Below are 21,076 nucleotides of genomic sequence, written 5' to 3'. Positions count from 1 at the left end.
AGACGGAATCTAGCGGGTGGAAAGATCGATGGCCGCGCCTTCGACGAAGACGGACACTGGCTGCAATGTGGGATCGAGGACGACGATGTCGGCCCAGGCGCCGGGCGCCAGGCGGCCCCGTTCGGATTCGCCCAGGTAGTCGGCCGGGTACAGCGACAAGCGGTTCGAGGCGTCGGCCAGGTCCAGGCCCAGGTCGACGAAATTGCGCAGGGCCTGGTCCATGGTCAGCACGCTGCCGGCCAGGGAACCCGTGGCCAGGCGCACGCAGCCCAGGCATTTGTAGACGCGCTGCGTGCCCAGGCCGTATTCGCCATCGGGCATGCCGGTGGCCGAGGTGGCGTCCGTCACGCCGTACAGGCGCGGGATGGCGCGCAGGGCCGCGCGCAGGGCGCCCTTGGCCACGTGCTGCAGGTCGGGGATGATTTCCGCGTATTCGGCGTGCGCCAGCGCGGCGCCCACCATGCCCGGGTCGTAATGCGTCATGCCCGTCATGCCGTTGTACAGGTGGGTAAAGCCGGAGACGCCGGCCTGCAGCGCCGCCACGCCTTCGTCATACGTGCCGGCGCTGTGGCCGATCTGCACGCGGATGCCCATGGCCGCCAGTTGCGGGATCAGTTCCAGGTGGCCGGGGATTTCCGGCGCCATGGTCAGCACCTTGATGGTGGCGATGGCGTGGAAGCGCTGCACCAGCGCCAGGCTGGCCTGCACGACGTCGGGCGGCTGCGCGCCCAGGCGGTGCAGATTCAGGAACGGGCCTTCCAGGTGCACGCCCAGCATGCGCGCGCCGTTGGTCGGGCGCTCGGCGATGACGCCGGCCAGGCCTTGCAGGGCGCGCAGGATCGACGGTTCCTTGGCCGTCAGGGTGGTGCCCAGCAGGGCCGTGGTGCCGTGGCGCGCATGCACTTGCGCCACGGTGGCGCCCGCGTCTCCGCCTTCCATGATGTCGACGCCGGCCGCGCCGTGCACGTGCAGGTCGATGAAGCCGGGCAGGATGGTCAGCGCGCTGTCGGCGGCAGGGTCTTCTTGTATCTGGACGATGCGCTGGTCAAAGGTGATGGTGCCCGTGATCCAGCCAGATGGGGTAAGGATTCTGCCGCTCAGCATGTGTTATTCCGCTATAAAAAGTTCGATGCCCAGCTTTTGCAGCCCTTCGCGGTACTCCTGGCTGATGCTGGCATCGGTGATGACGGTATCGACGCGGTCCAGCTGCACGATGCGGTGCAGGCTGACGCGGCCGAACTTCGAGGCGTCCGTGAGGACGATGATTTTCTTGGCCCGTTCCACCATCTTGTGGTTCAGGCTTGCTTCCGCTTCGTGGTGGGTGGTGACGCCGAACTGCAGGTCGAAGCCGTCCACGCCCAGGAACAGCTTGTCGAAGCTGTACGCCTGCAAACAGGTCTCGGCCTGGCTGCCCTGGATGGACAGCGATTGCTTGCGCAGCAGGCCGCCCGTCAGGATCAGGTCCACGCCGGGCGCGTCGGCCAGTTCCCACGCGATGTTCAAGCCATTCGTCGCCACCGTCACGCCGGTGGCGTCGCGCAGATGGCGCGCCAGCGAGATGGTGGTGGTGCCCGAGTCGATGATGATGTTGTCGCCCGGTTCCACCAGCCGCGCCGCATAGGCGCCGATGCGTTCCTTCTGCTCGTGGTTGATGGCGTCCTTCTGGCGTATCGTGTGCTCGGGCGGCGGCGTGCGCGTCAGGGTCGCGCCGCCGTGGCTGCGCGTGGCCATGCCTTGCGCTTCCAGCGCATTCAAGTCGCTGCGGATGGTGACCGCGGACACGCCGAGCTTTTCCACCAGATCGGTCACTTGCACCGAGCCCTGCTGGGCAAGCATTTGGAGGATGGATTCACGGCGTTGGCTGGTATTTCGCATGGTGGCGGGCTCAGTAAAAAATGAAAATACCGAGCTTAACAGATTGCCGCTTCGGCAATGACGGCCACCGCCGCATTGCGGTTGCAGGCGCGCGCATATTGCGCCAGCAAGCTGCCGATCTTGTGCTCGATCAAGGCCGGCGCCTGCGCTGGCAGGCTGCCCTGCACCACGGCCAGGTACTGTTCCGGCAAATGCTGGCTCAACAGCGGCAGCGGAATGGCCACGCCGTCCAGGTTGGCCAGCAGCTTGGCGACGGCGGCCGCCACTTCCGGCTCGCCCCAGTAATAGCGGCAACGGTCGCTCAAGCCGTAGCGGCGCATCAGGCGCTGCTCGTCCGGCGTGCCCAGGTAATGCTTGATCCAGTTCTTCGGCTTGGCCACCATCACGTCGTCGAGCACCTGCATCAGCTGCGAGGTGGCGTGCGCCGGCAGCAGCTCTTCCTCGATCTGGCACAGGGCGAACAGCGCCTCGCGCAGGGCGAAGGTGGCGGCCGGGCCCACTTTCAGGATGGCGAAATGGTCGCGCACCATGGCGTGCAGGGCCGATTCGCGCTGGTAGTCGGTCGAATGGGCTTCGAACACGAGGCCGGGCTGCTCGGCAACAAAGGCCGACAGCTCGGCGGCGGCATCGGCGTCGTAATGCTGGATGCTGCTCTGGTCGAAATCGACGCCCGGCTGCACCACCATGGCGATCACGCGGCGCCAGGCGTCGTGCAGGCCGTTGTCGAGGAAGGCGCGGCAATGCACGTCGAGGGTGCGGCGCGCCGCTTGCGGGCTGGTGACGGCGCCGGCCTGCGCCAAGGACGCTTCGCCGCCGGGAATCGGCACTTCCGTGCCGATCACGTAGACGGGCGGCGCGAAGCCGGCGGCGGCCGCCGCTTCCTCGGCGACGATGCACAGGCGCGCCGAACGGGCGGCCACGGTTTCATCGTCGAGCTGCAAGGGATCGTCCACGCAGCGCATGCTGCAATCGAGGTGGATCTTATGGAAACCGGCCGACGCATAGGCGGCGATCAGGGTCTCGGCGTGGTTCATGGCGGTGGCCGCATCGAGGTGCTGCCAGGCGTTCGGACCCAGATGGTCGCCGCCCAGCACCAGGCGGCTGGCGGGGAAACCCTGTTCGCGGGCCAGGGCCAGCATGGTGTCGCGGAAAACGTTTGGTGTCATGCCCGTGTAGCCGCCGAACTGGTCGACCTGGTTCGACGTCGCCTCGACCAGCAGCACGGTGTCGTACTCGCTGGCCACGCGCATGGCGGCGCGCAGCACGCTTGGGTGGCTGCAGCAGACGGCGTACAGTCCCACGCGCTCGCCGCGGCGGTGCGCCTTGATCACTTGCTGGATCGGGGACAGAGTAAAAGTCGGGTTTTCCGCTTGCTTCATCATGTTGACGCCTTTGTATGTTGTCGTATCAAAAGGGCCGCGCCGCGCGCGCCGCCGGCATCGCCAAAGCGGGGCGGCAGGATGGGCGGCACGTGCACGCCGGGGAACAGATGGCGTTTCACCGCGGCCGGCAGCTTGTCGTACAGGTGCGGCAGCTTGGACAGGCCGCCGCCGAGCACGATGACGTGCGGGTCGTAGGCCAGCACCAGGCCGGCCAGCGCGTGGCCCAGCAAGTCGAGGTGCACGGCCACCGTGCGTTCGGCCACGGCGTCGCCCATGTTGGCGCGCGCCACGATGGCAAGCGGCTCGGCGCCGTCGCCGCCGAAATGCGCGTGCAGCTTGCTCATGGCGGGGCCGGAGACATAGCGTTCCAGGCAGCCCGCCTTGCCGCACGGGCAGGCGTAGTCCATCAAGCCGTGCTGCGCCAGCAGGGTGGCGGGCAGGCTCCAGTGGCCCCATTCGCCGGCCACGCCGTTGAAGCCGCGCAGCAGCTGGCCGCCCACGCAATAGCCGCCGCCGGCGCCCGTGCCGAGGATGGCGCCGAACATGCTGGCGGCATTGTCGGCCGCGCCGCCCTGCGCTTCCGACAGGGCGAAACACTGGCAATCGTTGCCGATGGCGACAGGGCGCTGCAAGGCTTGCTGCAGCGTTTGCGCCACCAGGCGGCCGTTCAGGGCCGGCACGTTGGAGCTCAGTTGCCGGCCGCTGGCGCTGTCGATCACGCCGGGCAAGCCGATGCCGACGGGCGCCGTCGTGCCGAGGGCGGCGTCGCCGCGCGCCACCAGGTCGACGACGGCTTGCACGAAGGCGGCAAAATCGTCGCCCGGCGTGACCACACGCTCGCGGAACACCTCGGCCAGCGCGCCGTCGCGGTCGGCAAAGGCGACCAGCTCCATCTTGCTGCCGCCGATGTCGATGCCGTGGTAGCCGGCGATGTGATTAGAATTGGTCATGGCCATAGATGGTGACGCCCTGCACGACACGGTTGACGATGCCGCCGGCGAATGGATTGTCGGGGCGCAGTTGCAGCAGCGCGGACTGGTGCAGCGCATATTGCTGCGCCATCAGCAGCCACAGGGGCGCGAGCCAGGCGTCCGGCCAGGCCGGTACGTCGGCCGCCAAGTTGGCAGATAAGTTGGCAGATAAGTCGCCGCCGATGCCCACCGTCAGGCAGCGCTGCGCCACGCTGTCGCGCTGCAGCTCTTTCAGCAAATCGTCCTCGTACTGGCGTGCCAATGGCTTGCTGCTGCGCAGCAGGATCACCAGCGACTCCGTGGTGACGGCCGATTTCGGGCCGTGGCGGAAGCCCAGTGGCGTATTCGCCATCGCCATCACGCGGCCGCCCGTCAATTCCAGGATCTTTAATGCCGCTTCCTTGGCCAGCGCTTCCAGCGGGCCGCTGCCCAGGTAGACGACGCGCTGCACGGGTGTCGATCCCAGGTCCGCCACGGGGGCCGACCAGTCGCGCAGGGCTTGCTCGCCCAGCTGCGCCAGCGTGTCGAGGCGCGTGAAATCCGTGTCCTTGCCCAGCACCGACAGGGCCGCCAGCAGCATGCTGCTAAAGCTGCTGGTCATGGCGAAGCCGCGGTCGCAGCTGCCTTCCGGCATCAGCAGGTTGTACGTGTTGCTGTCATTGGCGCCCTGGCGCGCCAGCTTGCCGTCCGCGTTGCAGGTGATGTTCAGGAAGCGCGCGCCGGGCACGACCTGGCGCAGCAGCTCCACGGCCGCCAGGCTTTCCGGGCTGTCGCCGCTGCGGGCAAACGAGACGAGCAGGGTGGGCGCATCCGCTTCCAGGTACAGCTCATGGTGCGTCAGCAGGGTGGTGGTGGCGATGGCGCGGATTTGCGCGGGCCAGGCGGCATTCAGGGTGTCGACGACGATCTCGCCCACATAGGCCGAGCTGCCGGCGCCCGTCAGGATGACGCGTTGACGGGGATCGGACAGCGCGTCGCCCAGAAAAGCGGCCAGGCTGGCTTGCTCGTTGCGCAAGATGCCGGCCAGCGCGCGCCAGATGGCTGGCTGGTGGGCGATTTCCTCGGCCGTGTGCAGGCCGCCGATGTCGCGCCAGGTTTGAATGTCACGCTGAAGAAGGGTAGTCATGGAGTGTCAGTAAAGTGTTTGTTGGAGAAAGCATAAATACTAAATTTCGAAAAGTCAAATACGAAAGTAAAACGAAAGTAAATAGTTGTGCGGCTTGCGAAATAATGGCACTTCATCGGTGTCCGAATGTGTTGCGGTGCCGCATCGGTGTTACATGAGGGCCGCTGTCGCTGCCGCTTGTCGCTGAAATGCGACGATAACGAAAGTATGTTTTGTGACATTTCGGTGAAACGTAAGAAAAGTGCGCCATTTCTGGGCGTTTTATTAATAAATTGGCGCTAAAACTTTCTTTTGATTGACGATATTTATTTTTCTTCTTAAAGTATTTCCATCACTTCGATTTTCTGAAAGCCGCCTGATGATACCTCTCCCGCTTCCCCGCCGCGTCCTCGCCGCCTGTGTCCTCGCCGCCCTTGCCACCCTGGCGGCACCCGGCTTGCAGGCCGCGCCTATCGGCAATCTGCAGTCGCTCTCCGCCGTGCGCGCGGCCGACGTGGCCAAGGGTGAGGCCCTCGGCTGGGAGGTGCGCAGCGACACGGGCATGCAGCTGCGTATCAGCCTGCCGCAGGCGGACGTGCTGCGCATCCAGGCGGGCGGCAAGGCCGGCTTGACGGGGCCGGGCGACAAGGCCGCGCCCATCGTCGTGGGCCAGCCCGCCGCGCAGGTGGCCTATACCCTGAGCGAACAGGCCGACCATATCCTGATCGGCACCGCAGCCCTGAGCCTGCGCATCGACCGCAAACCCTTGCGCTTTACCTTGTACCGCAAGGGCGACACGGTGCCGCTGTGGCGCGAAGTCCAGCCGCTGTCGCTCGACGACAAGCAGGGCGTGCAAGTGCTATCGAGCCTGCCGGGCGAACGATATTTTGGCGGCGGCCAGCAAAATGGCCGCTTCGAATTCAAGGGCAGGCAGGTGCCCGTGTCGTATTCGGGTGGCTGGGAAGAGGGCGACCGGCCGAATCCCGCGCCATTCCTCATGAGTTCACGCGGATGGGGCATGCTGCGCAATACCTGGTCCGATGGGAACTACGACTTGCGCGACCAGGAGCAGATCTCGCTGCAGCACGCGGAAGGGCGCTTCGACGCGTATTTCTTCGTCGGCAAGGACTTGCGCGACGTCGTCGCCCGCTACACGGACTTGACGGGCCGCGCGCGCATGCTGCCCCGCTGGGCGCTGGAATATGGCGACGCTGATTGCTACAACGATGGCGACAACGTGAAAAAACCGGGCTCCGTGCCGAAGGGCTGGAGCGACGGCCCGACGGGCAAGACGCCGGACGTGGTCGAAACGGTGGCGCGCCAGTACCGCGAACACGACATGCCGGGTGGCTGGATCCTGCCCAACGACGGCTATGGCTGCGGCTACACGAATTTGCCGGAAACGGTGAAGGGCCTGGCCGGCTATGGCTTCCGCACGGGCTTGTGGACGGAAAACGGTGTCGACAAGATCGCCTGGGAAGTGGGCCAGGCGGGCAGCCGCGTGCAAAAACTGGACGTGGCGTGGACGGGCAAGGGCTACCAGTTCGCCATGGACGCGAACAAGTCCGCCTACGACGGCATCCTGAACAACTCCGACAGCCGCCCCTTCCTGTGGACGGTGATGGGCTGGGCCGGCATCCAGCGCTACGCCGTGGCGTGGACGGGCGACCAGAGCGCCAGCTGGGACTACATCCGCTGGCACATCCCGACCCTGATCGGCTCGGGCCTGTCCGGCCAGGCGTATGCGTCGGGCGACGTGGACGCCATCTTCGGCGGCAGTCCGGAAACCTATCTGCGCGATTTGCAGTGGAAGAGTTTTACGCCCGTCCTGATGGGCATGTCCGGCTGGGCCGCCGCAGAGCGCAAGCATCCATGGTGGTTCGACGCGCCGTACCGCGACATCAACCGCCGTTATCTGAAGCTGAAAATGCGCCTCACGCCGTATATGTATACGCTCGTGCGCGAAGCGGAGCAATCGGGCGCGCCGCTGGTGCGCGGCCTGATGTGGGATTATCCGCAAGATCCGGCAGCCTACACGGAAGCCTACAAATACCAGTTCCTGCTTGGGCGCGACGTGCTGGTGGCGCCCGTCTACCGCAGCCAGGCCGTCAGCGGCGGCTGGCGCAAGGGCATCCACCTGCCGCAGGGCACGTGGTACGACTACTGGGACGGCCGCCAGGCCACGGCGGATGCGAAAGGGCGCGACCTCGATATGCAGGTCACGCTGGACAAGCTTCCGGTGTTTGTCCGCGCCGGCGCCATCCTGCCCATGTATCCGGAAATGCTGTACGACGGCCAGAAACCGAAGGATCAGCTCACGCTCGATATCTACCCGCACGGCGACTCCGACTACACGCTGTATGAAGACGACGGCAACACGCGCCAGTACCAGGGCGGCGCCTTCAGCCAGCAAGTCATCCGCATGCGCCAGACGGGCGGCGACGTGCGGGTCGACATCGGCGCCGTCGAAGGCAAGTATCAGGGCCAGGAAGCGCGCCGCGGCTATGCGCTGCGCATGCTGGCGGGCCAGGCCCCGGCCGCCGTGCGCGCCGGTGACCGCCTGCTCGCCGCGTCCGCCGACCGCGCCGCCTATGACAAGGCGTTGGACGGCTGGTTCTTCGATCCTGCCGATCGCCAGGGCACCCTGCACGTGAAGGTGGCGGCGCAGGATATCCGCCAACCCTTGCTTTTGCAGGTCGCCGGCGCGCTGGCCGTGGCGAGAATCGATGCCGATTTCCCGGCCGCCCCCGTGCCGGGCCGCGCCTTGCCGGCCGACGCCATGCAGGTGGTGGCGCGTCCGTTTGAAGAAAGCGGCTACCCGCTGGAAAACGCCTTCGATGGCAAGCCGGAGACGTGGTTCCGCACCGTGCGCAGCCCGTCCGTGAAGAGCGGGCCGCACGAATGGGTGATCGGTTTCACGGAACGGCGCCTGGTCGACGGCATCGAACTGGCGCCGCGCAACGACCAGCACTGGAAGCATGGCCAGGTGCGCGATTACGAAATCTACATCGGCGACAACAATGGCGACTGGGGCGCGCCGCTGCAGCGCGGCACCCTGAAACTGGAACAGGGTACGCAGACGATCAACTTCCCCGCCACGGCCGGGCGCCTGCTGCGCTTCCGCGTGATGAGCACGCAAAATCCGGAAGGCGACGGCGCCGCGTCCACCGACCCGATGGTCACGGCGGCGCAAGGCGCGCCGGTGGCGCGCGCGTTCGATGCGGCGCTGGCGACCGACGTGGCGCCCGTCACCTTGTCGGAGTTCCGCGTGCTCGAGCACCGCGTTGCCGAAGGCGCCGAAGTGCAGCGCTATCTGTCGGACCTGGCGCTGCCAAAGCATATCGCGAGAGACCGGCCGGCCGGCAAGGCCGCCGAGATGCGCATGAACGGGCTGTGGTTCCGCAAGGGCCTCGGCGTGGGACCGGCCAGCCGCATCGACTTGCAGCTGGCGGGCAACTGGAATCTGCTGCGCGCCGACCTGGGCGTGGACGATAGCTGCCGCAGCGCGGGCGGCTTGCAATTTCAGGTCTGGAGCGGTGAGCGGCTGCTGTATGACAGCGGCCTGGTCACGGCTCCCGGGGTGGTCAAACCCGAAATCGACGTGCGCGGCCTGAGCCAGCTCAGTTTGCGCACCCTGGGCGCGCGCGGCGCCCACCCGGCCCAGGTCTGCGGCAACTGGGCCAACGCCGTGCTGACCGGCACGGAAGGCGCGACCGTCAAGCCGCGCTAACCGCAATCACTTCATTTCACCAAAACGAGCCCCTCTTCGGACCGGGGAGGGGCTCCTGCAAGCTGACGAAAACAAATCACTGATCATCACTGATAATAAGGGAGACGGGAATGCACTTGAAAAAACTGATGGCCGCCATGGTGGCGGTGGGGCTGGCATCGACGGCGCTGGCAGCCGACGAGGAAAAACTGGCGCGTGTCGAAGTGACGGGGTCCAGCCTGAAACGCATCAACGCGGAAACGGCGTCGCCGGTGCAGGTGATCAACGCCAAGCAGATCGAGAACATGGGCGCGCTCACCTTGCTGCAAGTGCTAGACAACCTGCCCGCCGCCCGTCCGGCGCAGCAGGACTTCCGTTCGATGTTCACGGGGTCCGATGGCGGTTCGCAGGCGAACTTGCGCGGCCTGGGCGCGCAGGGCACCCTGGTGCTGCTCAATGGCCGCCGCCTGTCGTTCTACGGCGCGCCGGCCGGCTTCCAGACCATGTTCGTCAATATCGACGCCATTCCCGCCGCCGCCATCGAGCGCATGGAAATCCTGACGGACGGCGCTTCCGCCGTGTATGGCTCCGATGCCGTGGCCGGCGTCATCAACGTCATCACCAAGAAGTCGTATCAGGGCCTGGAAGCGCGCGCCAACGGCGAGTTTTCGCCCAGCGTGAAAGCCTATGGCGAACGCCAGGCCAGCGTGCTGTATGGCCTGGGCGACCTGGCCAGCGACGGCTACAACATCTACGGTTCCGTCAACGTCTACCAGCGCGACCGCATCGCGCTGGAAGACACCTGGCGCAAGCGTCCCTCGTATTTTTATGTGAACAATCCCAACTTCATTCCGAACATGCGCGTGGGCGTCGGCAGCGAGCCGGGCACGATGAATCCGGGGACCTTCTTTGTCTTCGACAAGGCCAACAACAATGCCCGCACCCAGCGCGCAGCGCCAGGCTGCAACACCAGCATCACGGAAGCGTCGGGCACGCGCTGCGTGTGGAATGCGTTGCCCAACCAACTCGACACGGGGCCTACCTCGGAGCGCGCCACGGCCTACCTGAGCGGCCGCCTGAAACTGGGCGGCGACATGGAAGCGTTCGCGGAAGGCGCCTTCACCCACATCAAGATGCGCGGCGAAAATGGTCCGTCGAGCTTCAACAGCGGCAGCACGAACAACTGGTTCGCGCGCAACACGGGCAATACCCTGAACACCTTTGCCACGCCTTTCCTGAGCCCGAACAACGTCTACCTGAAAGGCAAGCTCGATGCCGACATGGTGGCCAAGATGGGCGGCGCGGCTGGCTTGAACTATCTGCTGCAGGATGCGACGGGCCACTTCGGCCAGAAGAATGTCGATGAAAACTACCGCGCGCGGGTCGGCCTGCGCGGCGGCATCGGCGGCGGCTGGGATTTTGAAACGGCGCTCAGCGTGGCGGGCAGCCATTCCACCCTGTTCCAGACGGCCAACCTGAATATCAATGGCTTCAAGCAGGCATTCGGCCCGTTCACGAAGGACCCCGTCAGCGGCCGCACCTACATCTCCGACAATCCCGCCTACAAGTTCGGCGAAATCAGCGACGCCAATGCGGCGCTGCTGCGCGCCGCCTATCCGACCTTCGCCATCGAATCCTGGACCAAGCTGATGACCTGGGACGCGAAGGTCGAAGGCACCCTGTTCAAGCTGGGCGAGCGCGAGGTGCGCGCCGCCGTCGGCACCAACGTCATGCGCGAAAGCTTCCTCACGCCCGGCAACGCGGATGCGGCCAATGGCTTGATCACGCAGCAGGGCGGTTCCTGGTTCGATGGCAAGCGCACCATCGCCGCCGTGTTTGGCGAAGTGGTGGTGCCGCTTTCCGACACGCTGGAAGTCAATGCGGCCGCGCGCCTGGACAAATACCCGCACTTCGCCGCCAACCTGGCGCCCAAGCTGGGCGTGATCTGGCGCGCGCGGCCCGACCTGATGCTGCGCGGGACGTACTCGGAAGGCTTCCGCGCGCCCAACCTGGCCGAATCGGGCACGGGCGGCGTCTTTGCGCAGGTGGGCGGCATCCGCGACACGGTGCGCTGCGATGAAACGAATGCCATGGCGCGCGCCCTGATGAAATCGAAGGTGGCGACGGATGCGGACCTGGGCAAGAGCCTGCTCAATTCGAATTGCTCGACGACGGTGGGCGGCCTGACGCCGCCGAACCAGAACCTGCGTCCGGAAAAGGCCAAGATTTCCACCGTGGGCCTGGTGCTGCAGCCGGCCAAGGACGTGAGCATCTCCATCGATTACTGGTTCATCAACCGCCGCGATGAAATCGTGCGCCAGGACTTCAACGAGCTGTTTACGGAACTGGTGGACAAGTACGGCCCGACCCTGGCCGGTGCCTCGAACGCCATCCGCAACGACCTGACCGACGCGGACCGGGGCAATATGGCGGCGGTGGCGGCGATGTGCGCCAATCCCGCCAACGCGGGCGTGTGCGCGGGCGGCGTGCCGGGCTACTCGGTGGGCAACCTGGGCGGCTTGATCAACTCGTACTCGAACCGGGGCCGCACCCTGATGGACGGCGTGGACATCGATGCGCGCACGCGCTTTTCGCTCGGTGACTGGGGCAAGCTGAGCACGGGCATCGCGGCCACCATCCGCAAGCGCGACACCCATGACAGCGAAGACGGCAGCGACATCAAGGGCAATACCGTCGGCTACTACGATTCGCCGCGCTACCGCGCCACCGTCAATGCCGACTGGAGCTACCGCAACTTCGTCAGCAGCGTGTTCGTCAACTACTCGGGCAAGACGCGCTGGGCATACGGCCCCTGGGACAAGGACAACACGCCGGAAAACTGCACCGCCGCCTCGGTGGCGCTGCCGGCCGGCCAGTGCAAGGGCGCGCCGTCGTACACGACGGTGAACCTGGCCTTCAGCTGGAAGCCGATCAAGAACCTGGACGTGGGCCTGAACGTGAAGAACGCGTTCAACAAGCAGCCGTACTACGACCCGAACGGCTGGGAAGGCTACAACCATAGCCAGGACCTGTTCGGCCGCCAGTTTGCCCTGTCGGCCAGCTACAAGTTCTTTTAAGGCGTGATGATGCCCCGGCCCGCCGCCAGCGCTGCCTGCGTTGTAGCGGGCCGGGGTCTTGCCTTGAAAAGAAAATAACAACATTCCGAAGTGTGCAATGCGAAAGATAAACGTAAGCGAAAGGCGATCATCCCGTCTTCTTTCGCGTTTTTCTGCCCCGATCAGCGGGCCGATTGTGCCTCGCTGACCATCACCTTGCGTTCGTGTGTATCCGTCACACCACGATAACGAAAGTCATCTATCGCACCATCAAATCAAACGAAAGATAAATTGCATTTATTTGCGCAATTCAGCGATAAATTTGCGTTATAACTTTCTTTTTGTTGACGATACTTATTTTTCTTTTTAAAGTAATCCCAAGAAAACGAAAATCAGCCGATACGGACTGATTTCCCGGAAGGTGCGGCTGCCTGGCTCTGCCTTCCGACGATCACCATAAAAATTGCATCCCCCCGACTTCGCCCTGGAGCGGGGAGGGCGCGCATAACCCTCGATATAGACGGAGAGACACCATGCATACCACCCGACTCAAATTGCGCGACATCAGCCGCGCCGCCGCGATCGTGATCGCCCTGGCGGCCGGCGTGCCAGGCCAGGCCTGGGCACAGTCGAACGCGACGAGTACCATTTTCGGCGAAGTGAGCGCGCCGGCCGGCGCCACCGTGGTGCTGGAGAACCTGGCGACGGGCGTGCGGCGCAGCCTGACGCCGGATACGTCGGGCCGCTACGTGGCCAACTCCATGCCGCCAGGCCGCTATGCGGTGCGCGTGCTGCGCGCCGGTTCGGTCGAAGCGTCGCAGGAAGTCGAAGCCCTGATCGGCGCCGGCGCGGAAGCGAACTTCGGCCCGGCCGGCGCGGCCGGCCCCGTGGGGCAAGAGCAGACCGTCGTGGTGAAGGCATCGCGCAATCCGATCGACGTGTCGAACACCAACAATGGCGTGATCTTCACGGCCAAGGAACTCAAGGCGCTGCCGGTCGGCAACGACGTCGCTTCCATCGTGCAGCTGACGCCGGGCGTGTCGCGCGGCACCAACAGCGTGTATGGCAATGCGCCATCGATCGGCGGCTCGGGCCAGTCGGAAAATGCCTTTTATGTCAACGGCTTCCCCATCACGAATATCCTGACCCAGGTGGGCGCGTCGGAACTGCCGTTCGGCGCGATCTCGAACCTGCAGGTGCTGTCGGGCGGCTACGGTTCGGAGTTTGGCCGCTCCACGGGCGGCGTGATCAACATCACCACCAAGAGCGGCGGCAACAAGGTCGAATTCGGCGGCAAGGTGTCCATCATCCCCCGTTCGCTCAAGGGCGAGCCGGAAAACACCTATTACCCGAACACGGGCGCCAATCCGGGCACGGATGGCACCTTGAAGTACTGGAATCGCGATAACGGCAGCACCAGCAAGGTGGTGGGCCTGTATGGCAGCGGTCCGCTGATCAAGAACAAACTGTTCGCCTTCGTGGCGCTGGAACAGACGCGCACGGACAGCCAGGCCGTTGCCGCCACCGCCGACTCGGGCACGGCCCTGGCGCGCGGCTGGAGCACCAGCCAGAGCAAGGTGGACCGCATGATGGCCAAGCTCGACTACAACCTGACGGACGACCATCACTTCGAATACACCAAGCTGTATGACCGCACGAAGACGGATAGCCAGGCGTATGGCTACAGCTACGCCACGCATGCGAGCAATGGCGTACAGGCGGGCAAGGGCGAGACGACGGTCAACTGCTGCGGATCATCGGCCGCGCCGGGCGCCAACATCGACATCTTCAAGTACACGGGCTACCTGACGGACAACCTGACCGTGACGGCCATGATGGGCGAATCGCGCACGTCGCACACCCGCACGCCGAATGGCTACAATCCGCTGCTGGCGCAAACGTCGTCGAATACCTCGACCCAGGTGCCTGGCCTGACGTACGCCAATCCGCAAACGGTGACGGGCACTCTGGTCGACCCATCGTCGGAAGACCGCCAGAAGGCCAAGCGCCTGGATCTCGAATACAAGCTGGGCAAACACTCGCTGCGTGGCGGCATCGACCGCATCGACGTGGAATCGAAGGTGGGCCTGAGCCTGGCGGGCGGCTACCGCTGGAGCTACCTGAAAGCGGACGATCCGAACCGGGCCATCAACGGCGCGTTCGAGACGCCGGCACAGGGTGGCGGCTACGGCGCGCAAGGCTATTACGTCAGCAAGGACCTGAATGCCAACCTGGCGCGTCCGACCAGCGTGCAATCGGCGCAATACATCCAGGATCACTACCAGGTCACGGAACGGGTGCTGCTGGACCTGGGCCTGCGCCGCGAGCAGTTCACCAACTACAGCACCGATGGCGTGGCCTTCATTTCGCAGCGCAATATGATCGCCCCGCGCGTGGGCGCCACCTGGGATTACCTGGGCGACGGCACCCTGAAATTCTTCGCCAACGGCGGCCGTTATCACTTGCCCGTGCCATCGAATTTGTCGAGCAACATGGCCAGCCCCTTCCTGGCTACCAGCGAGATGTATACCTACACGGGCGTCGATCCCGTCACGGGCGCGCCGACGGGCCTGCATGCGATCAGCAAGCCGTATTCGGCCAACAACGCGTATGGCCAGAGCCGCGATGCGCGCGAAGTGACGGCCATCGGCCTGAAACCGCTGTCGCAGGACGAATTCTCGCTCGGCTTCGAACGGGCCCTGAGCAAGAAGCTGGTGGTGGGCGCCAGCGTCCTGTACCGCAAGCTGAACGACACCAACGACGACGTCTGCGACGAGCGTCCGCTGCAAGCCTGGGCCACGCGCAACGGCGTCGATACGGCTAACTGGAGCGGCTTCCAGTGCGCCATCATCAACCCGGGCCGCGACAACAGCCTGATGGTGGACTTTGACGATGGCAAGGGCTTGCGCCGCGTGGATATCTCGGCGGCGGAGTGGGGCAACCCGCTGCCATCGCGCACCTACCGCGCCCTGAACATGTTCGTCGAGCACCCTTACACGAACGGCTGGTACGGCAAGCTGACCTACACCCTGTCTGCGCTGAAGGGCAATATGGAAGGCCAGACGGACAGCATCGGCGGCGGTGACGTGGGCCTGACGGTCAGCGACGACCACAAGGAATTGATGTACAACGCGTATGGCTACCTGCCGGGCGATCACCGCCATGCCTTCAAGGCCTACGGCTTCATGCAGGTCATCCCGGACGTGATGGTGGGCGCCAACCTGTCGCTGACCTCGGGCGCGCCGCGCAACTGCATCGGCGCGCTGCCCGATAACCTGCGGTTCGAGAAAGATTACGACGATTCCTACTTCTATTGCAATGGCAAGCCGGCGCCGCGCGGCAGCCAGGGCCGCCTGCCATGGCAAGCCCAGCTGGACATGAATGTGGCCTATACTCCCAGCGCCGTCAAGGGACTGAGCCTGAAAATGGACGTCTTCAATGTGTTCAACAGCCAGACCGTGACCCGCTATACCGAAACGCGCGAAGACCATGGCGCCATCTCCCGCAATTACCTGCAGGTCGATGGACGCACGGCGCCGCGTTCCGTGCGCTTCACGGCTGAATACACCTATTAACCTGCAACCGGCCCGCTATGCGGCGGGCCGGCGACGATGATTACCAACGGAAGCGAGAAGAGACCAATGACAACACAAATCAACCGACGCAATTTCCTCTCCGCCAGCGCCGCGCTGGCTGGTGGCGCCATGGCCGGCAGTGCCTTGCTGCCCGGCGGCGCCGTTGCCGCACCGGCGGCGGGCCGCGACAAGGTCCGCCTGGGCGTGATCGGCACGGGCATGCGCGGCCAGGTGCTGCTGGCTGAACTGGTGCGCCGCGACGACGTGGAAGTGGTCGCCCTGTGCGATATCGAGCCGATCATGCTGAAACACGCGCTGGGCCAGGTGGCCAAAGCCGGCAAGCCGCGTCCGCGCACGTATGGCGAAGACCGCGACGAGAAAGCCTACAAACGCATGCTGGACGCGGGCGGCCTCGATGGCGTGATCATCGCCACGCCGTGGGAATTCCATGCGCCGATGGCGATCGCCGCCATGCAGGCGAAGATCGCCGTCGGCTGCGAAGTGGTGGCCGGCATCACCCTGCAAGACCATTGGGACGTCCTGAATACCCAGTTGAAGACCGGTACGCCCTACATGTTGCTGGAAAACGTGTGCTATCGCCGCGACGTGATGGCCGCGCTGCAGATGGTGCGCGCGGGCCTGTTCGGCGAATTGCTGCACCTGCAGGGCGGCTACCAGCATGACCTGCGCGCCGTCAAGTTCAACAGCGGTAATCCGGCCAAGCCGTACGGCGGTGGCGTGGAATTCGGCGAAAAGGGCTGGTCGGAAGCCCATTGGCGCACGCAGCACTCGGTCGAGCGCAATGGCGAACTGTATCCAAGCCACGGCATCGGCCCGTGCGCCATGTACACCAACATCAACCGCGGCAACCGTTTTACGCGCATCAACGCGTTCGCCACCAAGGCGCGCGGCTTGCACGACTACATCGTCAAGCAGCCGGGCGGCGCACAGCATGCGAACGCCAAGGTGAAGTTCAAGCTGGGCGACGTGGTCACCACCACCTTGGCGTGCGAAAACGGTGAAACCATCATCCTGCAGCACGATACGAGCCTGCCGCGCCCGTATTCGCTGGGCTTCCGCGTGCAAGGCACGGATGGCCTGTGGATGGACCTGAATAACTCGATTCACATCGAAGGCGTCAGCAAGCCGCACCAGTGGGACGACTTCAAGGCTTACCAGGACAAGTATGAGCACCCGGTATGGCGCAAGTACGCGGCGCAGGCGGAAGGCGCGGGCCACGGCGGCATGGATTTCTTCGTCATCCACGCCTTCGTCGAAGCCTTGAAGGCCAACGCGCCGATGCCGATCGATATCTACGATGCCGTGACGTGGAGCGCCATCACGCCGCTGTCCGAGCAGTCGATCGCCGCCAACTTCCAGACCCTGGACTTCCCCGACTTCACGGGCGGCCAGTGGAAATCGCGCAAGCCGATCTTCGCCCTCGACGGCAAGTACTAAGTTTCAACCGCCCGCTACCGCGCTTGCCGCCGTAGCGGGTTTTTTCTATCCCGATCCGTTTTTCAACCGCGGCGCAGGCGTGCAGGCCTGTGTTCGCCCGCCGCAAAGCTTCACCACCAGGAGACGTTGATGAAACACAGAAGTTCATTACTCCATGCCATCCTTCCCGCCATGCCCTTGCTGCTGGCAGCTTGCGGCGGCGCCACCGCCACGGGCAACGGCAATACGGCCTTGCTGGCCTCCAGCGTGGCTGGACCCGCCACGACGGCGACCGTGGAGCTGGCCGGCAACGCCTTCATCACCAGCGGGAACGAGGGTGCCGTCATCAACGAACGTGGCCTGGCCGGCTGGAGCAATTCAGACGCCGTCGCCAGCACGTATTTCCGCGTGGCCGCGCCGGGGCCCGTCCAGGTGGCGCTGGACGCCAGCCTGGCCGATGGCGGCAACAGCACCATTCGGGTCAAGATCAACGGCGCGCCGTTCGACGTCAAGCTGGCCGGCAAGGACCGCAAGACCTATGCCGTCGGCACGGTCAATGTGCCGGCGGCCGGTTATGTGAAGGTGGACATGCAGGGACTGTCGCGCGTGAAGGCCACGTTCGGCGACGTCGCGGCGTTGAAGGTGACGTCGAACGCCGCGCTCACGTACGCGAATGACCGCGCCAACTACTACTGGTCGCAGCGTGGCCCGTCCGTGCACATGGGCTATACGGTGCCGGCCAATACCGAGTATTTTTATAACGAGATGACGATACCCAAGGGCCAGGATGCCATCGGCTCCTACTTCATGGCCAATGGCTTCGGCCAGGGTTACATGGGTATCCAGGTGAAATCGACGAGCGAGCGCTGGATCCTGTTCTCCGTGTGGGACGCGGACAATGGCGCCAAGACCACCCTGGTCAGCAAGGGCGAGGGCGTCATCGACAATGCATTTGGCGGCGAGGGCACGGGCGGGCAGACCTATCTGTCGTACAACTGGGCGGCCGGCACGACGTACCGCTTCATCACGCGCGCGCGGCCCGATGGCAAGGGCGGCAGCGATTATTCCGCCTGGTTCTTCGCGCCCGAGACGGGCAAGTGGCGCTACATCGCCACCTGGAAGCGGCCTGCGATTTCCACGTATCTGACGGGCGTGCATTCCTTCCTCGAGAACTTCATCGATACCCTGGGCTACACGGAGCGCCGCGTCCAGTTCGGCAACCAGTGGGCGAGGAGCGTTTCCGGCGCCTGGTCGGAAGTGACGGCAGGAAGGTTCACCGGCGACGCCACGGCCACCAACGCGCAGCGCATGGATTACGCGGGCGGACTGGAAAACGGCAAGTTCTATCTGCGTAACGGCGGCTTCTTCGCCGAGGTCGTGAAAACCGGCCAGAATTTTACCCGGCCCGCGACTGGCCAGGCGCCCGCCGTCGATGTGGGCGCCTTGCCGATGCAATAGGCGTGGGGTCTCAGAACGGCCGCTTGCCCACCATCGCTTCGATGCCGCGATAGTAGGTGAGCGGCTGGCGTATCGTCACGCCCATCAATGCCGCCGCCTGGATGATGTCGTTTGTATCGCGGCGGTACACCACCAGCGCATCCATTTCGTCGCTGCCGTTGCCGTCGATCTGGATCAGCTCATAGCCGCCTTCATCCACGGCGCGCTGCGCCAGTTCCGTGTCCAGCCACTCGAAGTAGGGCAGCGCGCTACCGCCGCTGTCCTCGAGCATTTCGTACGGGAAGTCCGGGAAGTCGTCGAACATGTCCTGTATCTGTTCGTGCAGTTCATCGAGCTTGTCGCTCGACGCCATATAGCTGGCCAGGTGCAGGAGGATCGCCACCGTGTAGGCCTGCGCATCGCTGTCGATCCACTCGTCGCGCGGCGCGCAGGGCGCTTCGGTGATGGCGGCGACGGCCTCGTCGAGTTCCTCGCCTTCCAGGTCACCGCAGGTCAGCTTGGTCAGCAGTTCAGATAGCAGCATGTTTGCCTTTCAATGGGGCGGCATGGCCCGGATGGCCAGCGCGTGCATGATGTTGTTAATACTATCATCGCCGTGCGGCTTGCCGCGTTCTGCAGAAATCGTACTGCGCCCTTCGCCTACTTATCAACTAGACATTTTCTTGCCAAGCGGATAGACTAAAAATATTCCCATGTGGAAATATTTTTCGATGCCCATGCAGGCACAGGTGCGCTTGCCGCCCTTTGCCCATTACTTGTTACCCATTTTCTTCATTTCATCCAGGATCATTCATGTTTGTCCGAACCACCATGCTGCGCGCGCTGGCGTGCGCCGTCTTGCTGCCTGCGCTGTTGTCCGGCTGCGTCACCGGCCACAATAGCGCGCCTGCGTTTACCTACACGACCCCCGACCCTGCCAAGGGCGTTGTCGTCGGCACCGTGTTCGAGCGCGCCGTCTTCGAGGCGCATGGCGCCAGATTCGGCATTGTCAGCAGCGACCTTGCCACCAACAAGGACAAAGATCTGTGGTTATCCAGCCATGCTCCCGCCGGCCAGGTTTCCTTGCAGAATGTCGCGCCAAAAGTGCCTACGGGCAAGGGCAGTACTTTTGCGCTGCAGCTGACGCCGGGACGCTACCGCATCCTCATCTGGCTGCTTGACTATGGAAGCAGGTCCAAGTACTCCGAATCGTCGCCGAAGGCGATCGAGTTTGACGTCGTGGCTGGCAAGGTCATCTACCTGGGACGTCTGGATGCCAACCGTTTCCTGGAAGTGGCTTCGATACACGATAATTTCGAGGAAGATATCGTCTATCTGAAGAAAAATCCCTTGCTGGCCAATGCCAGCATCGAGAACAAGGCGCTCGAGGTGCGTGAATGGTGGCTAAAGGATGCCACTGGCAAGAAACTTCTGGAAAGAAACCGCGTCAACTAAGCAGGTGCAGGGCGCGCCGCGCGCGTCACGGGCCTTCCTGACGACCGTGGCCAAGGGCGTGCTCGGCACTCTGTACTGCCGGCGCGACCCTGCGCTACATGTTTTGACGCATCAGAGCGGCCAGGCCTGCTTGGTCACGGCCACGGCGACGATGTAGGCGAATACCAGCACGGCGAGCGCGAAGGCGGTGCCGCGCACGGCCGGCGTCTTGCCGCGTTTGAGCGCGATGGTGCCCAGCACGATGTAGGCCAGCAGCGCACACAGCTTGGCGGCCAGCCACGGCTGGCTGCCCGGCGACTGGCCGCTCCACACGGCCAGGGTGATGGCGCTGACCAGCAGGGCCGTGTCGACCAGGTGCGGCAGGATTTTCACCCAGCGCTGCTGCAAGGCGGGCGAGGCGCGCAGCATCCAGGCGCCGCGCAAGAGGAAAAGAAAACCGCTGGCGGCGGCGCAGCCCATGTGGAAATGCTTGAGACTCAGATAATCCATGCGTGATGTGGTGGGCGTTGATTGACGATGGCGCCAGCATAGCCGCGTTTGGCGTGGCGCGCCATACGCCGTCAGGATAAGGCGGCCCTAGCGCAGGAATTTGACGTACACGAGTTCCGGATCGCCTTCGTCGAGATGGTCGATCTGGCCGCTGCGCACGAAGCCGGCGCTGGCGAACAGCCGTTGCGCGGCCAGGTTGCTCTCGTTCGTCGAAGTGAATATTTTGCCTGTCCGGCACGCGGCTACCGCCGCCGCCAGCAGGCCCCGTCCCACGCCGCGCCGCTGCTGCCCGGGAGAGACCACCACCAGCGAGACAAACGCGTGGCCGAAGAAATCGCCGTGCGTGAGGACATAGCCTGCCACCTGGCCCGCGCGGATGGCCACCTGGCAGTGGCCCTGGCCGACGGCGGCGCGCACGGCCTCGCCCCGGCTGGCGTGCGCCTGCGCGTACGCATCGCAGGCGAGCATGGCGTCCACGTCGCCAGCCTGGGCCGCGCGGGTGATGACCGGGTCTGTTTCGTGTCTGTTCTGCATGCCGCTCCTTTTTCTTCAGGCGACGAGTGTGCCAAAAATCCCGCCGCTTGT

The 21,076-nt window shown here is 64.6% G+C and carries 14 protein-coding genes; 6 read left to right on the top strand and 8 right to left on the bottom strand.

Going from position 1 to position 21,076, the window contains the following annotated elements; genetic code table 11:
* Positions 1-9: 9 nt before the first annotated feature.
* Genes GCN78_RS24545 through GCN78_RS24525 form a run of 5 tightly spaced genes read right to left on the bottom strand, consistent with a single transcriptional unit; the run spans position 10 to position 5,354 of the window.
* Positions 10-1,104, bottom strand: a complete 1,095-nt coding sequence (locus GCN78_RS24545; protein WP_152254049.1) for an N-acetylglucosamine-6-phosphate deacetylase — start codon at positions 1,102-1,104, stop codon at positions 10-12.
* Positions 1,105-1,107: 3 nt separating this feature from the next.
* Positions 1,108-1,875, bottom strand: a complete 768-nt coding sequence (locus tag GCN78_RS24540) for a DeoR family transcriptional regulator (RefSeq protein WP_034781637.1) — start codon at positions 1,873-1,875, stop codon at positions 1,108-1,110.
* A 35-nt stretch (positions 1,876-1,910) separates the two neighbouring features.
* On the bottom strand, positions 1,911-3,254 hold the full coding sequence (locus tag GCN78_RS24535; RefSeq protein WP_226939813.1) for a D-tagatose-bisphosphate aldolase, class II, non-catalytic subunit: 1,344 nt from the start codon (positions 3,252-3,254) through the stop codon (positions 1,911-1,913).
* The gene (locus GCN78_RS24530) at positions 3,254-4,207 is read right to left on the bottom strand and encodes an ROK family protein (RefSeq protein WP_152254048.1); all 954 of its coding nucleotides are present in this window, start codon (positions 4,205-4,207) and stop codon (positions 3,254-3,256) included. Before GCN78_RS24530 ends, GCN78_RS24535 begins: the two co-directional genes overlap by 1 nt.
* Complete coding sequence (locus tag GCN78_RS24525) at positions 4,194-5,354, bottom strand: AgaS family sugar isomerase (RefSeq protein WP_152254047.1); 1,161 nt, start codon at positions 5,352-5,354, stop codon at positions 4,194-4,196. The genes GCN78_RS24530 and GCN78_RS24525 overlap by 14 nt, the downstream gene beginning before the upstream one ends.
* Positions 5,355-5,712: 358 nt before the next feature.
* On the opposite strand from GCN78_RS24525, the gene GCN78_RS24520 reads away from it, so the two are divergent.
* From GCN78_RS24520 to GCN78_RS24500, 5 genes are all read left to right on the top strand, one after another.
* The gene (locus GCN78_RS24520; protein ID WP_152254046.1) at positions 5,713-9,063 is read left to right on the top strand and encodes a TIM-barrel domain-containing protein; all 3,351 of its coding nucleotides are present in this window, start codon (positions 5,713-5,715) and stop codon (positions 9,061-9,063) included.
* Positions 9,064-9,173: 110 nt separating this feature from the next.
* Entirely contained in the window at positions 9,174-12,119 is a 2,946-nt protein-coding gene (locus GCN78_RS24515; RefSeq protein WP_152254045.1) for a TonB-dependent receptor plug domain-containing protein, read from the top strand.
* A gap of 512 nt (positions 12,120-12,631) precedes the next feature.
* Positions 12,632-15,673: a TonB-dependent receptor gene (locus tag GCN78_RS24510; protein ID WP_152254044.1), complete on the top strand. Its 3,042-nt coding sequence runs from the start codon at positions 12,632-12,634 to the stop codon at positions 15,671-15,673.
* Positions 15,674-15,739: 66 nt separating this feature from the next.
* Positions 15,740-17,131 carry a Gfo/Idh/MocA family protein gene (locus GCN78_RS24505; protein ID WP_226939811.1) on the top strand — a complete coding sequence of 464 codons (1,392 nt, stop codon included), beginning with the start codon at positions 15,740-15,742 and terminating at the stop codon, positions 17,129-17,131.
* Positions 17,132-17,260: 129 nt separating this feature from the next.
* Positions 17,261-18,568: a DUF3472 domain-containing protein gene (locus GCN78_RS24500; RefSeq protein ID WP_226939810.1), complete on the top strand. Its 1,308-nt coding sequence runs from the start codon at positions 17,261-17,263 to the stop codon at positions 18,566-18,568.
* A 10-nt stretch (positions 18,569-18,578) separates the two neighbouring features.
* Here GCN78_RS24500 and GCN78_RS24495 read toward each other — a convergent pair whose 3' ends face one another.
* A complete protein-coding gene (locus GCN78_RS24495) occupies positions 18,579-19,091 on the bottom strand; it encodes a hypothetical protein (protein WP_152254043.1) in 513 nt (170 codons plus the stop codon).
* A 269-nt stretch (positions 19,092-19,360) separates the two neighbouring features.
* Here GCN78_RS24495 and GCN78_RS24490 point away from each other — a divergent pair, with 269 nt between their 5' ends.
* Complete coding sequence (locus tag GCN78_RS24490; protein ID WP_152254042.1) at positions 19,361-20,002, top strand: hypothetical protein; 642 nt, start codon at positions 19,361-19,363, stop codon at positions 20,000-20,002.
* Positions 20,003-20,113: 111 nt separating this feature from the next.
* On the opposite strand, the gene GCN78_RS24485 is transcribed toward GCN78_RS24490, so the two are convergent.
* Together GCN78_RS24485 and GCN78_RS24480 are read right to left on the bottom strand one after the other, a co-directional pair.
* Entirely contained in the window at positions 20,114-20,491 is a 378-nt protein-coding gene (locus GCN78_RS24485; RefSeq protein WP_152254041.1) for a SirB2 family protein, read from the bottom strand.
* A gap of 87 nt (positions 20,492-20,578) precedes the next feature.
* Positions 20,579-21,025 carry a GNAT family N-acetyltransferase gene (locus tag GCN78_RS24480; RefSeq protein WP_152254040.1) on the bottom strand — a complete coding sequence of 149 codons (447 nt, stop codon included), beginning with the start codon at positions 21,023-21,025 and terminating at the stop codon, positions 20,579-20,581.
* Positions 21,026-21,076: the final 51 nt, after the last annotated feature.

Source organism: Janthinobacterium rivuli (genome assembly GCF_009208735.1).
Classification (GTDB): Bacteria; Pseudomonadota; Gammaproteobacteria; order Burkholderiales; family Burkholderiaceae_D; genus Janthinobacterium.
Note: the sequence above shows the minus strand (reverse complement) of the source record. Positions and strands in the feature narration are given on the sequence as shown.

Bases quoted from the DNA above. Each gene is read 5' to 3' on its own strand.
- GCN78_RS24505 (WP_226939811.1), top strand. From the start codon at position 15,740: ATGACAACACAAATCAACCGACGCAATTTCCTCTCCGCCAGCGCCGCG.
- GCN78_RS24520 (WP_152254046.1), top strand. From the start codon at position 5,713: ATGATACCTCTCCCGCTTCCCCGCCGCGTCCTCGCCGCCTGTGTCCTC.
- GCN78_RS24490 (WP_152254042.1), top strand. From the start codon at position 19,361: ATGTTTGTCCGAACCACCATGCTGCGCGCGCTGGCGTGCGCCGTCTTG.
- GCN78_RS24530 (WP_152254048.1), bottom strand. From the start codon at position 4,207: ATGACCAATTCTAATCACATCGCCGGCTACCACGGCATCGACATCGGC.
- GCN78_RS24500 (WP_226939810.1), top strand. From the start codon at position 17,261: ATGAAACACAGAAGTTCATTACTCCATGCCATCCTTCCCGCCATGCCC.
- GCN78_RS24545 (WP_152254049.1), bottom strand. From the start codon at position 1,104: ATGCTGAGCGGCAGAATCCTTACCCCATCTGGCTGGATCACGGGCACC.
- GCN78_RS24540 (WP_034781637.1), bottom strand. From the start codon at position 1,875: ATGCGAAATACCAGCCAACGCCGTGAATCCATCCTCCAAATGCTTGCC.
- GCN78_RS24480 (WP_152254040.1), bottom strand. From the start codon at position 21,025: ATGCAGAACAGACACGAAACAGACCCGGTCATCACCCGCGCGGCCCAG.
- GCN78_RS24495 (WP_152254043.1), bottom strand. From the start codon at position 19,091: ATGCTGCTATCTGAACTGCTGACCAAGCTGACCTGCGGTGACCTGGAA.
- GCN78_RS24515 (WP_152254045.1), top strand. From the start codon at position 9,174: ATGCACTTGAAAAAACTGATGGCCGCCATGGTGGCGGTGGGGCTGGCA.
- GCN78_RS24485 (WP_152254041.1), bottom strand. From the start codon at position 20,491: ATGGATTATCTGAGTCTCAAGCATTTCCACATGGGCTGCGCCGCCGCC.
- GCN78_RS24535 (WP_226939813.1), bottom strand. From the start codon at position 3,254: ATGAAGCAAGCGGAAAACCCGACTTTTACTCTGTCCCCGATCCAGCAA.
- GCN78_RS24510 (WP_152254044.1), top strand. From the start codon at position 12,632: ATGCATACCACCCGACTCAAATTGCGCGACATCAGCCGCGCCGCCGCG.
- GCN78_RS24525 (WP_152254047.1), bottom strand. From the start codon at position 5,354: ATGACTACCCTTCTTCAGCGTGACATTCAAACCTGGCGCGACATCGGC.